An 11,903-nucleotide genomic window follows, 5' to 3' on the forward strand; every position below is an offset into this window, starting at 1 on the left:
CTGCTTACGACGCCTCAGGCCGAGGCCAGGTGACGGCGCACCGAGATCTCCGCACCAAGCCAGCCCAGAAAAGCCGCAAACGACACGATCGCGAGCGATTCCGGCCACTGCGGCCCGGCAAGCGAAAACACCGCGCCATAGGTCTCTGCCAGCCCTGCGACCGGCGCAGCCAGTGCGGCCACGCCCAACCACACGGCACCGAGCGCCACCAGTCCGCCCAGCACGCCCTGCAAACCGCCGAACCAGTAGAAAGGGCGGCGAATGAAAGGATCGGTCGCGCCCAGGAGGCGGCTCACCTCGATTTCTGCCCGCTGGGTCAGAATCTGCAGCCGGATCGTGTTGAAGGTGACGATGACCAGCGCAAAGCCGAGCAGTCCGGCCAGCATCAGCACCGCCGAACGGCCGAGCACAAGCAGCGCGTGCAGCCGCTTCACCCATCCCGAGTCGAGCTGCACATGCGCCACCCTGGGCCAGGCCTTCATCTCGCCGGTGAGTGCTTCGAAGGCAGCCGGATCACCGGTGCGAAGCGTCACCACGAAGGCGTCGGGCAGCGGATTGGCATCAAGTCCGCCAAGGACATCACCCAGCCCGCCCTTCTCCAGTTGCTGCAGGGCTTCGTCGCGCGGCACGAAGCGGAAGCTGGCCAGTTGCGGATCGGCGCGCAGGCGCTTCTCGATGGCAGCGGCGTCGGCCTCCCCGGCACCGGTTTCGAGAAAGACGCTGATTTCAGGTGTGCCCGAGACCCCACGCGCAAGCGAAGCAATATTGTCCAGCAGCAGATAGCCGCCCGCCGGCAGCGACAGGGCAATGCCCATCACCAGCGCCGACAGCAAGGTGCCGAGGGGCTGGCTGGCAAGCCGCCCGAGCGCCTGAGCGATCGCCCTGAAATGCAGATAGAGCCAGTTGCTCATGCGCCCTCCGTCAGCAGGCCCTTGGCCAGCGTCAGCCGACGCGGCGAGGACTCGGCGAACAGGGTCGCATCATGGGTGGATACGAGCACGGTGACACCTGCACTGTTGAATGATTTGAACAAGGCGGCAATCCCGGCCGCAGTGGCCGGATCCAGATGCGCCGTAGGTTCGTCGGCAAGCAGGATCGAGGGGCGATTGACAATGGCCCGGGCAATGGCAACCCGTTGCTGTTCGCCGCCCGACAGGCCCGCCGGCATCTCTCTTCCCCGCCCGTCCAGCCCCACGCGTTCGAGTGCGGCCGCGACCCGCTTGGCGGCATCGCCGGGCGGGTGCCCGGTGATGACCAGCGGCAGCATCACGTTGTCGAACACCGAACGGTCGAACAGCAGGCGGCTTTCCTGCAGCACCAGCCCGAGGTTGCGCCTCAGATAGGGAATGGCGCGTGACGGCAGCCGGGAAACATCCTGGCCGTTGATCCGCACGGTGCCCGCTGTCGGTCGTTCAATGGCCGGAATCAGCTTGAGCAGGGTGCTCTTGCCCGCACCGGAGTGGCCCGACAGCACCACCAGTTCGCCATGGCGAATCTCGAAGCTGACGCCGGCAAGTGCCGTGTAGCCGCCCGCATAGCGTTTGGCAACGTCCTCAAAGACGATCATGCCTTGTCGCCTCTGGCCGCAGCGCTCGACCCGGCAAGCGGCTCGAACAGGGCGTCGACGAACTCACGCGACTTGAAGGGCTGCAGATCGTCGATACCCTCGCCCACGCCGATGAAACGCAGCGGCTTGGGGCACTGGCGCGCGATTGCGGCAATCACGCCGCCCTTGGCCGTGCCATCGAGCTTGGTCACCACCAGTCCGGTGACGCCGATGGCGGCATCGAAGGCCTTGACCTGAGCGAGCGCGTTCTGGCCGATGTTGGCGTCGAGCACCAGCACGACCTCGTGCGGACCGGTGGGATCGGCCTTGGTCACGACGCGGCGCACCTTGGCGATTTCTTCCATCAGGTGCAACTGGGTCGGCAGACGCCCGGCCGTATCGGCGAGCACGATATCGATGCCGCGCGCACGCGCAGCGTTGATGGCGTCGAAGATCACTGCAGCCGCATCACCGCCGTCCTGCGCGATCACGGTCACGTTGTTGCGCTGCCCCCAGGTCATCAGCTGCTCACGCGCAGCGGCGCGGAAGGTATCGCCCGCGGCCAGCAGCACGCTCTTGCCCTGAAGCTGGAAGTACTTGGCGAGTTTGCCGATCGAAGTCGTCTTGCCCGAGCCATTCACCCCCGCAATCATGATGATGTAGGGCTTGTGGCCGGAGACATCGAGCGGCTGTTCGAGCGGCGCGATGATCTTGTGCAGGCCGTCGGCCAGCGCCTGCTGCAACTGGTCGGCCGTTTCGAGCTTGTCGCGCTTCCAGCGCAGGCGCAAGTCGTCGATCAGGTGCTGGGTGGCATCCACCCCGCAGTCGGCCATCAGCAACGTTGACTCGAGCTCTTCGAGCAGATCCTCATCAATCTTCCTGCGTCCGAACAGGTTCGCCAGCCCGCCGCCGAACTGCTGTCGGGTCCGCGAAAGGCCGGCCTTGAGGCGCTCTGTCCACGAGCGTTTGGGCGCAGCCGCGGGTTCGACAGCGGGCGCCGCCACTGCAGGGGTGACCGCGGCGGGCGCTGCAGGCGCGGATTCATCAGGCCTCGGCGTTTCGGCCGCCTTGGGGGCAGCAGGCTCGACCGCTTCCGTCGCCGGTTTCGCAGGCACCGCAGGCTTTTCCTCGGGCTGCTGCGCGGGCGCAGGGGCAGGTGCTGCGGTTTCAGTGGTTGAGGGCGCGGACGGATCGTCGGCAGACGGCGTTACGGCAGGCTTTTCGGACTTGCCGGACTTCTTGAAGAAACCAAACATGGGCGCTCGGGTCAGAGGGATCGTTCGGGTGGGCGCCATCGCACTGAGCGGGCGCTGCAATCCGGATAGGACTAAGATGCGGCTCCGCGTCGTTCCGGCTTCGGCCGAAGCGAGCATGGCGCCCCGAATTCTATCAGATGCAGGACATCCCCATGTTTCACCAGACCTTTCCAAGTTTGCTGCTTGCCGGTGCCACGCTGCTGCTCAGCCTGGGCGCCCACGCCAACCCATTCGAGACCACGCTCGCAAATGGCATGAAGGTGATCGTCAAGGAAGACCGCAGGGCACCGTCGGTCGTGCACATGGTGTGGTATCGCACCGGCTCGATGGATGAACCCGAAGGCGTCTCCGGCGTCGCCCATGTGCTCGAACACCTGATGTTCAAGGGCACGAAGACGCTGAAGGCCGGCGAATTCAACAAGCGCGTTGCCGCTGTGGGCGGGCGTGACAACGCCTTCACCAGCAAGGATTACACGGCTTATTTTCAGCAGGTCCCGCCGTCGCAGCTCGGCCAGATGATGACCCTCGAAGCGGATCGCATGCGCAACCTCGTCATCACTGACGACGAGTTCGCACGCGAACTCGCGGTGGTCCAGGAGGAGCGCCGTCTGCGTACCGACGACCAGCCCCGCGCGCTCGTGTACGAGCAGCTGATGTCGACGGCCTTTCAGGCTCATCCCTACCGCCGTCCGGTCATCGGCTGGATGAGCGACCTCGATGCGATGAAGGCCGAGGATGCAAGGGCGTGGTACCGCCGCTGGTACACCCCCAACAATGCCTATCTCGTCGTTGTCGGCGATGTCGACCACAAGTCGGTCTTCGAGTTGGCGCGCGAGCGCTACGGCAAGATCAAGGCGAACACCCTGCCCGAGCGCAGGATCAGCACCGAACCCGAACAGCAGGGGCCGCGCAGCGCGGTGGTGAGAGCGCCTGCCGAACTGCCTTACCTGTCCATGGCCTGGAAGGTACCGGCACTGCGCAATCCCGCAGGCGACCGCGACGCCTATGCCCTGCAGGTTCTGGCCGCCATTCTCGACGGCTACGACGGCGCCCGCCTCAACAGTCGCCTGGTACGCGACAGACGGATCGCGATGTCGGCCGGGGCCGGCTACGACGGTACCGGCCGTGGCCCCTCCCTGTTCTATCTCGACGGCGTGCCGGCGGCAGGACAGAGCATGGACAGCCTTGAAACCGCCCTGCGCGCTGAACTGCAACGCATTCGCGACGAAGGCGTCAGCGAGACCGAACTCAACCGGGTCAAGACCCAGGCGCTCGCGAGCAAGGTCTACAAGCGCGACTCCCTGATGGGGCAGGCGATGGAGATCGGCTATATCGAAGCCGCCGGCCTGTCCTGGCGCGACGACGAGCGTCTGCTCGAAGGTCTGCGCGAGGTCACGGCCGACGAGGTACGCGCAGTCGCACAGCGGTATTTCAGCGACGACACCCTGAGCATCGCCCGCCTGGACCCACTGCCCGTGAGCGAAAAGACCCCGCGCGCACCGCTTTCCGCCATCCGTCACTGACCTTCCGGAAGACCGCTCTCAATGACAGTACGCACCGCTTTCCCGGCAGCCACAACGCTGCTGCGCAATAGCCTGACCCTTGCGGCCGGCATCCTCCTGTTCGGCAATACGGCGCTGGCCGGACCGGACATACAGCAATGGACGGCCAGCACCGGCGCCCGCGTCCAGTTCGTCGAAAGCCGGGCCCTGCCGCTGGTGGACATCCAGATCGACTTTGCCGCTGGCAGCGCCGTCGAACCGGCAGACAAGGCCGGCCTGGCAGGACTCACCCGGGGCCTGCTCGATGCTGGCGCCGGTACACTCGACGAACAGGCGGTGTCCGACCTCAGTGCGGACATCGGCGCCCAGATCGGCGGTGGCACCGACAACGATCGCAGCAACCTGTCGATCCGCAGCCTGTCGTCAGCCAAAGAGCTCAATGCCGCTATCGACCTGGCGTCCACGCTGGTCTCGGACCCGACCTTTCCTGCGGCAGTGCTCGATCGCGAACGCGAGCGCGCAATCGCCGGCCTGCGTGAATCCCTCACCAAGCCGGGGACGCTGGCTGCGCGCAGCTTCAATGAAGTCGCCTACTCGGGCCATCCCTACGGCAGGAATGTCACGACCGAATCGCTCGCCGCCATCAGCCGCGACGACCTGCTCGCCTTTCACCGCGACCACTACGCCGCCCGGTACGCCTCGGTCAGCATCGTGGGCGACGTGGACCGTGCCACCGCCGAACAGATTGCCGTCCGCCTGACGAGCCGCCTTCCCGCAGGCGTCGACACGCCCCCCCTGGCTGCGCCCGTGCAGCCCACGGCGCAGACCCTGCGCATCGCCCACCCCTCGGCACAGGCGCACATCGTGATCGGACAGCCGGGAATGGCGCGTGAAGACGCCGACTATTTCCCGCTGCTTGTCGGCAACTACGTGCTTGGCGGCGGCGGATTCGTTTCCCGCCTGACGCGTGAAGTGCGCGAGAAGCGGGGCTTCGCCTACAGCGTCTACAGCTACTTCGCACCGCAGCAGGTCGCGGGGCCGTTCGAGATCGGCCTGCAAACCCGTGGCACGCAGACCACCGAAGCGCTCAAGGTGGTGAATGACACCCTCAACACCTTCATCGCCGACGGTCCGACCGCGGCCGAACTGCAGGCGGCCAAGGACAACCTGGTCAATGGCTTCGGCCTGCGTCTGGACTCGAACCGCAAGATCCTCGACTATGTCGCCATGATCGGCTTTTACCAGCTTCCGCTCGACTGGCTCGACCGCTACCCGCGTGCGGTGGCTGCGGTATCCCGCGAACAGGTGCGTGACGCGTTCTCGCGCCGCATCCGCCCCGAGCACCTCGTGACCATCATTGCCGGCGGTGACGGCGACACTGAGGCCACAAGCAGCGCAGGTGACAAGGGCCGATGAGTCGTGTTCGCATTGTCGGCGGCGAATGGCGCTCCCGCCTGCTCGACGTGGCCCGCGTACCCGGACTGCGCCCCACGCCCGACCGTGTGCGTGAGACGCTGTTCAACTGGCTCGGACAGGATCTGGACGGGCTGAACTGCCTCGACCTCTTTGCCGGCACGGGCATTCTGGGGTTCGAAGCGGCCTCGCGCGGTGCCGAAAAGGTCACGATGGTCGAGTACGACCCTCGTGCTTTTGGTGCGTTGAAGCAGGCTGCAGAAACCCTACGAGCGTCGCAGGTAGAGATCATTCACGGCGATGCGGTAAAATTCCTGCAATCCACCCCTCGGAAGTTCGATGTGGTGTTTCTTGATCCGCCATACAGGCAGGGCTGGATCGAGCGCGTGGCGCCTCTGATCGACAGGATCATGCAGCCGGATGGATGGCTGTATGTCGAATCGGAGTCGACGGTGACGCACCTGGGCGGATGGCAGACAGTCAAACAGGGTCACGCCGGACAGGTTCATTTCCATCTCATGCAGGGAACGCAGAAATGAAGGATGTGGTGGCGCTATACCCAGGGACCTTCGACCCGTTCACGCGGGGACACGAAGATATCGTAAGACGCGCAGCACTGTTGTTTGAGGAAGTCGTGGTAGCGGTGGCTGCGAGCCCGGGCAAAGGCCCGATTTTCAGTCTGGATGAACGCGTCGCCATTGCACAGGAGGTTCTGAGCCCTTTTCCGAATGTTCGGGTCACGGGCTTCAGCGGACTGCTGATGGACTTCGTTCGCGCTCAGCGCGCTCGGGTCGTATTGCGCGGCCTGCGTGCGGTTTCCGACTTCGAGTACGAGTTTCAGATGGCCGGGATGAACCGCAAGCTCTACCCGGACGTCGAAACGGTATTCCTGACGCCCGCCGAGGAATACATGTTCATCTCTGCCACCATGGTGCGCGAGATTGCCCGCCTGGGCGGGGACGTTAGCAAGTTCGTGCAGGCAAGCGTGCTTGCGCAGTTGCAGCACAAAGTGAATTTAAAGCGATAGCAAGGAAGCAATCCACATGTCTCTCATCATTACCGACGAATGCATCAACTGCGACGTCTGCGAACCCGAATGCCCCAACGGCGCGATCTATCAGGGTGACGAAATCTACGAGATCGACCCCAACAAGTGCACCGAGTGCGTAGGCCACTTCGACGAGCCACAGTGCCAGCAAGTCTGTCCGGTCGACTGTATCCCGCTCGATCCGAACAACGTCGAGACCAAGGAACAGCTGATGGAGAAATTCGTCAAGCTGACCGCGAAGAGCTGATCAGCCTCAAGCAGGCTGAAAACAGAAAGGGGCGAACGCTGCGTTCGCCCCTTTTTTGTCTGCTCGGCTCGTCGCTCAGGCGACCCGGGCTTGCTGCTCCGCCTCTGCTGCCGGTTGCGCACCCAAGGCGCGCATGATGTCAGCCTCAATTGCGGCCAGTTCTCCAAGCAGAACCAGCATGCCGGCCTCGGCCTGCTTGAGCTCGTCCACCCGGTCTTCCAGCGTATCCGTGGCCTGATGGATTCGCTTCACGCTCTCAAGGCGACGCTTGAGTTGCAGTTGATACTCGCGCACCTGAGTCTCGAGCGGTGACATCACCGCTCGCAGCCATTGCTCGACATCACGGTTTGCCACTTCGAAGGTGCGACGCGCCTGAACCGCAACCGTCTCGAAAAACTTCTGCGTCAGCGTGTGCTTTTCGGTGGTCACCAGCGTCAGCGTGGTGTTGATCTGGCGATTGAACGCCTTTTCCAGACGGTCGAGTTCCGCCTCGTAGCGCTGCGTCGAAAACGCCTCCGGCGACGTCAGCTGCAGACCATGCTCGACACTGAAACGCTTGTACATGCTGTCGAGCATGCGGGTGATCTCGGCAATCTCAGAGGTAGACTGGCTGAGATTGCCGCGCAGATGAGCGAAAAAACCTTCCATCGCATCACGCAGCCCGCGGCTGAAACTCGACTCCAGCATGGCCTCGCGCGTGCGGCGGGTCTCGTTGCGCAATGCATCCAGGCCCAGATGCGTGAGCAGGTTATTGGTCAGATTGGAAAACACCGAGCGCACCGCATAGTATTTCTGCAGCCCCTGCTCGAACTCTTCCTTTTCGACCCGGATCTTGCGCATCATGTATTCGATGACGTTCTGGTTCTTGCCGCGCAGATCGGTAAGCTCCTGCAACTGCTCGCGCACGCCATAGAGCCGCGCATCCAGCAGCGCAGTGGTCTGGTGCACCAGGTCGGAGGTTTCGCCGAGCGTGTTTTCGCGCACGATTTCCTGCTTGGTCGGCAGCAGGTCTTCCGTCAGCGCGCGCTCGAGTTCCGGCAGGCGACTGCGCGCCAGCAGCGACGCATCCCCATTGACCCGCGCGACCAGCCCCTTTTGCGCAGAGACGGGGAAAACCGCCTGCGGCTCCACGTCCAGCGTGTCGGCAACGGTCTGAACCTGGCGCGCAATCTCAGCCTCGATCCGGGCATCATCGCGCAGTCCGTCCCACAGGCCGTCGATCTTGTTGAGCACGACCATGCGCCCCTTCTGCCGGCCCTGACCGACGCTGACGTACTCACGCCATACCGCCAGGTCGCTCTGGGTCACACCGGTATCGGCAGCCAGGATGAAAAGCACCGCATGCGCATTGGGCAGCAGCGACAGGGTCAGTTCGGGCTCGGCGCCAATGGCATTCAGACCCGGCGTATCGAGCACCACCAGCCCCTGCTCGAGCAAGGGGTGGGGGAACTGGATCACGGCATGGCGCCAGCTCGGCACTTCCACCAGACCATCGTTGCCGGGCTTCAGACCGTCATCGCCCCGGGGATCCACCTTGAACCCGAGGCGCTCGGCCTCGTCCTGGCTCACCCGGTGCACCTCGCCGACGCGCGCCAGCGCGCCCTGCAGTTCCTTGGCAGAACCGGCCTCAAGAGGCACCACGGTCCATTCATCGGCCTTGAGCTTGAGTTCGCTGACCTGCGCCTGCAACACCCGGGTCGCGATCGGCAGCAGCCGCAACTCCGGCGTCGCCCCGGCAGTCCATTGCAGCTCGGTCGGGCACATGGTGGTGCGGCCAGCGCTGGACGGAAGAATGCGATCCCCGTAATCGGAGAAGAAGATGGCGTTGATCAGCTCGGACTTGCCACGCGAAAATTCGGCGACAAATGCAATCGTCAGCTTGTCTTCGCGCAGGCGCTCGATCACGTACTGCAGGCGGAGGTCGGCCTGTGCATCGCCAACATCGTTGCGCGTCAACCAGCTGCGCAAACGCGCCACCGATTCCATGGCCGCGCCGCGCCAGCGGCTGTAGGCGGAAAACTGTTCTGCCAGAGTCATGATCAATTCACCTGTTCTGCCAATACTTTGAGCGCGCATGACGCTCACTCCGTGAGCATAGCGCCGATCGCACCGGCGTGCCATTCCTTCGTCCCCTCGTCTGCCATGCTGCCACGGGCTCAGCGCCCCCGCCGCTGGCACTGCGGGCAGAAAAAACCCGCCCGCTGCCCGCTCACAAGCCGCTCGACCGGCGTACTGCAGACCCGGCACGACTCGCCGTCGCGTCCGTAAACGAAGTACTGCTGCTGAAAATAGCCGGGCTGGCCATCGCCACCGACGAAGTCCCTCAGGGTACTGCCTCCGGCCTCGATTGCGGCGCTCAAGGTCGCCCGCACCGCCTCGGCGAGGCGCTGGTAACGTGCCAGCCCGATGCGTCCCGCCTGCTCCAGCGGATGAATGCGGGCCCGGAACAGGCTTTCGGACGCGTAGATATTACCCACCCCCACGACGCGATGACTGTCCATCAGCACATGCTTCACCGGCGCACGCAAGCCGCGACTCAGCCGATACAGGCACTCGCCGTCGAAAGCGTCGCCCAGTGGCTCCGGCCCGAGCGAGGCGAGCAGCGGATGCGTCTCGGCCGCGCCCTGCTGCCACACAACCAGACCGAAGCGGCGCGGATCGCGCAGACGCAAGGCGCGATCGCCAAAGACGAAATCCACATGGTCGTGCACACCGGCAGGCTCGTCGGGATCGATCACCCTCAGGCTGCCCGACATGCCAAGATGCACGATCACGCTACCATTGCCGAAATCGAACACCAGATACTTTGCCCTGCGCCACACGCGAGCCAGGCTGCGTCCGCACACCTCCCCGGCCAGGATCGGCGGAACGGGCAGGCGCAAGCGCGGATTACGCACCGCAAGCCCCGTCAGCACACGTCCCTCGACATGCGGGCGGACGCCGCGACAGGTGGTTTCGACTTCGGGCAACTCGGGCATCGGCGATCCGGAAGAGTGGGCTGAAGCGCGGGCAACTTGCCGGCGCGGGGGCAAAGTGCCTACCATGAGGCGAACCGAATTCTAGAACAGCCCTCCAAGGCATAGTACCTGCATCGCAGACCTGCACCACATGCAGCGCCCCGAACCTGCAAAGCCTGCCAGCCGAGCCCACGGAACCAGCCGGACCGCCTTATGAATCGCACCATTGCCCGCCGCCTAGCACACCTCGGCACCGCCCTCTTGCTGGGCCTGTCGCCGGGCGCCTTTGCCCTTGCACAGGAAGCGCCAGCTGCAAGCACGCTGCCGGCACAGGAGCTCACCCCGCAGACGCTCTATCGTTTCCTGCTGGCGGAAATCGCCGGCGCCCGCGGGCAGATCGGCCTTGCCGCGCAGCTCTACCTAGAGATGGCGCGCGATACACGCGACCCGCGCATCGCGCGCCGCGCCGCCGAGGTGGCACTGTTTGCGCGCAACGCCGACATGGCTGCCGAGGCCGCGCGCATCTGGAGTGAAGCCGACCCCAGCTCGGAAGAGGCCAAGCGCCTGCTCGCAGGCGTGGTCAGTGCGCACGGAGGCCGCCTGGAAGACGTTCAGATCCAGTTGGCACGTGCGCTCGCACAGACGCCTGCGAATCTCGACGCCAACCTGATGGGGCTGAACCGGGCCTTGTCGCGACTGGAGGACAAGCAAGCCGCCCAGTCGATGGTGATTCGCCTCACCGAGCCCTATCTCGACCACCCGGAAGCGCATTTCGCACGCGCTCAGGCGGCTACGATTGCCGGCAGTCCGATGGAGTCGCTGACTGCGATCAACGCCTCGCTGCTGTTGCGCCCGGACTGGGAGACCGGCCTGCTGTTCAAGGCCCAGCTCCTGATGCAGACCGGCGCCCATACTGAAGCAAGCCACCTGCTGCAGGAGGCGACTGCGCGCCAGCCGGACAACCGCAACCTCCGCCTGGGCTATGCGCGCAGCCTGATTGCCGCCAAGCAGTTCGAAACCGCGCGCACCGAGTTCCGGGCGCTGCTGGACAGCGCACCGGGCGATCGCGACCTGCTCTACGCGGTTGCGCTGCTGTCACTGCAGCTTGACGATCCCAGCGCGGCCGAGCCCTTGCTGAAACAGGCACTGGAGGCCGGCCATCCCGAAGCCGACGCCATCCGGCTTCATCTCGGACAGGTCGCCGAACAACGCAAGGACGGCGCGACCGCGCGCAAGTGGTTCGAATCCGTCGGCCCGGGCGCGCAATACGCCGAAGCCCGCATCCGCAGCGCGCACAGCCTGGCGCGCGAAGGTCAGATGGATGAAGCACGCAACCTGCTGCAGACACCGACCGAGGACGCGAACCTGAACAGGCGCTTCCAGCTTGCCGAGGCGCAGATGCTGCGCGAAGCCGGCCGCACGGAGGATGCTTTCAACGTTATCGACGAAGCCTTGCTGCAAGCGCCCGACGATGCCGACCTGCTCTACGAGTCCGCCATGCTCGCCGAGCGCCTGGACCGGCTTGAGGTCATGGAAGGACGTCTGCGCAAGGTGATTGCGCTGACGCCTGATCATGCACACGCCAAGAACGCGCTCGGCTACTCGCTTGCCGACCGCGGCATTCGCCTGGAAGAGGCAGAGCGGCTGATCGCCAGCGCACACGAGCTTGCGCCGGACGATGCCTTCATCCTCGACAGTCTGGGCTGGGTCAGCTTCCGCCTTGGCGACAACGAAGCCGCGCTCGAGCACCTCCAGCGCGCCTACTCGATGCGCCCCGACCCTGAGATCGCAGCACACCTGAGCGAGGTCCTGTGGACGCTCGACCGCCGCGATGAAGCCGAAACGCTGCTCAACGACGCGCTTGCCGAACACCCCGACAACGAAGCCCTGCGCAGCACCGCCCTGCGCCTGCGCAAACAGTGAGGGCCGCCAGG

General features: G+C 64.9%; 11 protein-coding genes. 6 read left to right on the plus strand and 5 right to left on the minus strand.

Annotated elements, in window-relative coordinates:
- Positions 1–14: 14 nt before the first annotated feature.
- From ftsX to ftsY, 3 genes are read right to left on the minus strand one after another with little or no spacing between them, the layout of a single operon-like run.
- Positions 15–911, minus strand: coding sequence for a permease-like cell division protein FtsX (ftsX, locus tag CEW87_RS02245; RefSeq protein ID WP_108971273.1), 897 nt, complete (start codon positions 909–911; stop codon positions 15–17).
- Positions 908–1,567 (minus strand): cell division ATP-binding protein FtsE, encoded by a 660-nt coding sequence (locus tag CEW87_RS02250; protein WP_108971274.1) that lies wholly within the window; start codon positions 1,565–1,567, stop codon positions 908–910. The genes ftsX and CEW87_RS02250 overlap by 4 nt, the downstream gene beginning before the upstream one ends.
- On the minus strand, positions 1,564–2,802 hold the full coding sequence (gene ftsY / locus CEW87_RS02255; RefSeq protein ID WP_108971275.1) for a signal recognition particle-docking protein FtsY: 1,239 nt from the start codon (positions 2,800–2,802) through the stop codon (positions 1,564–1,566). Before ftsY ends, CEW87_RS02250 begins: the two co-directional genes overlap by 4 nt.
- Before the next feature lie 152 nt (positions 2,803–2,954).
- On the opposite strand from ftsY, the gene CEW87_RS02260 reads away from it, so the two are divergent.
- The 5 genes from CEW87_RS02260 to CEW87_RS02280 are packed head-to-tail and all read left to right on the plus strand — an operon-like array spanning position 2,955 to position 7,012.
- Positions 2,955–4,325 carry a M16 family metallopeptidase gene (locus tag CEW87_RS02260; protein WP_108971276.1) on the plus strand — a complete coding sequence of 457 codons (1,371 nt, stop codon included), beginning with the start codon at positions 2,955–2,957 and terminating at the stop codon, positions 4,323–4,325.
- A 21-nt stretch (positions 4,326–4,346) separates the two neighbouring features.
- Positions 4,347–5,720: a M16 family metallopeptidase gene (locus tag CEW87_RS02265; protein WP_108971277.1), complete on the plus strand. Its 1,374-nt coding sequence runs from the start codon at positions 4,347–4,349 to the stop codon at positions 5,718–5,720.
- The gene (gene rsmD, locus CEW87_RS02270) at positions 5,717–6,256 is read left to right on the plus strand and encodes a 16S rRNA (guanine(966)-N(2))-methyltransferase RsmD (protein WP_108971278.1); all 540 of its coding nucleotides are present in this window, start codon (positions 5,717–5,719) and stop codon (positions 6,254–6,256) included. The genes CEW87_RS02265 and rsmD overlap by 4 nt, the downstream gene beginning before the upstream one ends.
- Positions 6,253–6,744, plus strand: coding sequence for a pantetheine-phosphate adenylyltransferase (gene coaD / locus CEW87_RS02275; RefSeq protein ID WP_108949404.1), 492 nt, complete (start codon positions 6,253–6,255; stop codon positions 6,742–6,744). Before rsmD ends, coaD begins: the two co-directional genes overlap by 4 nt.
- Positions 6,745–6,760: 16 nt before the next feature.
- Positions 6,761–7,012, plus strand: coding sequence for a YfhL family 4Fe-4S dicluster ferredoxin (locus CEW87_RS02280; RefSeq protein WP_108949405.1), 252 nt, complete (start codon positions 6,761–6,763; stop codon positions 7,010–7,012).
- A 75-nt stretch (positions 7,013–7,087) separates the two neighbouring features.
- Here CEW87_RS02280 and CEW87_RS02285 read toward each other — a convergent pair whose 3' ends face one another.
- On the minus strand, positions 7,088–9,049 hold the full coding sequence (locus tag CEW87_RS02285; RefSeq protein ID WP_234421639.1) for a dynamin family protein: 1,962 nt from the start codon (positions 9,047–9,049) through the stop codon (positions 7,088–7,090).
- 119 nt (positions 9,050–9,168) lie between these two features.
- Complete coding sequence (mutM, locus tag CEW87_RS02290) at positions 9,169–9,990, minus strand: bifunctional DNA-formamidopyrimidine glycosylase/DNA-(apurinic or apyrimidinic site) lyase (protein ID WP_108971279.1); 822 nt, start codon at positions 9,988–9,990, stop codon at positions 9,169–9,171.
- A gap of 192 nt (positions 9,991–10,182) precedes the next feature.
- Here mutM and CEW87_RS02295 point away from each other — a divergent pair, with 192 nt between their 5' ends.
- Positions 10,183–11,892, plus strand: a complete 1,710-nt coding sequence (locus CEW87_RS02295) for a tetratricopeptide repeat protein (protein WP_108971280.1) — start codon at positions 10,183–10,185, stop codon at positions 11,890–11,892.
- The last annotated feature ends 11 nt before the right edge of the window (positions 11,893–11,903 follow it).

Origin of the sequence: Parazoarcus communis (assembly GCF_003111665.1) — a bacterium.
In the GTDB taxonomy this organism is placed as follows: Bacteria; Pseudomonadota; Gammaproteobacteria; order Burkholderiales; family Rhodocyclaceae; genus Parazoarcus; species Parazoarcus communis_B.

Excerpts from the sequence above, each read along its gene's own strand:
- coaD (WP_108949404.1), top strand. The coding sequence starts at position 6,253 with ATGAAGGATGTGGTGGCGCTATACCCAGGGACCTTCGACCCGTTCACG.
- rsmD (WP_108971278.1), top strand. The coding sequence starts at position 5,717 with ATGAGTCGTGTTCGCATTGTCGGCGGCGAATGGCGCTCCCGCCTGCTC.
- CEW87_RS02285 (WP_234421639.1), bottom strand. The coding sequence starts at position 9,049 with ATGACTCTGGCAGAACAGTTTTCCGCCTACAGCCGCTGGCGCGGCGCG.
- CEW87_RS02260 (WP_108971276.1), top strand. The coding sequence starts at position 2,955 with ATGTTTCACCAGACCTTTCCAAGTTTGCTGCTTGCCGGTGCCACGCTG.
- CEW87_RS02265 (WP_108971277.1), top strand. The coding sequence starts at position 4,347 with ATGACAGTACGCACCGCTTTCCCGGCAGCCACAACGCTGCTGCGCAAT.
- ftsY (WP_108971275.1), bottom strand. The coding sequence starts at position 2,802 with ATGTTTGGTTTCTTCAAGAAGTCCGGCAAGTCCGAAAAGCCTGCCGTA.
- CEW87_RS02280 (WP_108949405.1), top strand. The coding sequence starts at position 6,761 with ATGTCTCTCATCATTACCGACGAATGCATCAACTGCGACGTCTGCGAA.
- ftsX (WP_108971273.1), bottom strand. The coding sequence starts at position 911 with ATGAGCAACTGGCTCTATCTGCATTTCAGGGCGATCGCTCAGGCGCTC.
- CEW87_RS02295 (WP_108971280.1), top strand. The coding sequence starts at position 10,183 with ATGAATCGCACCATTGCCCGCCGCCTAGCACACCTCGGCACCGCCCTC.
- mutM (WP_108971279.1), bottom strand. The coding sequence starts at position 9,990 with ATGCCCGAGTTGCCCGAAGTCGAAACCACCTGTCGCGGCGTCCGCCCG.
- CEW87_RS02250 (WP_108971274.1), bottom strand. The coding sequence starts at position 1,567 with ATGATCGTCTTTGAGGACGTTGCCAAACGCTATGCGGGCGGCTACACG.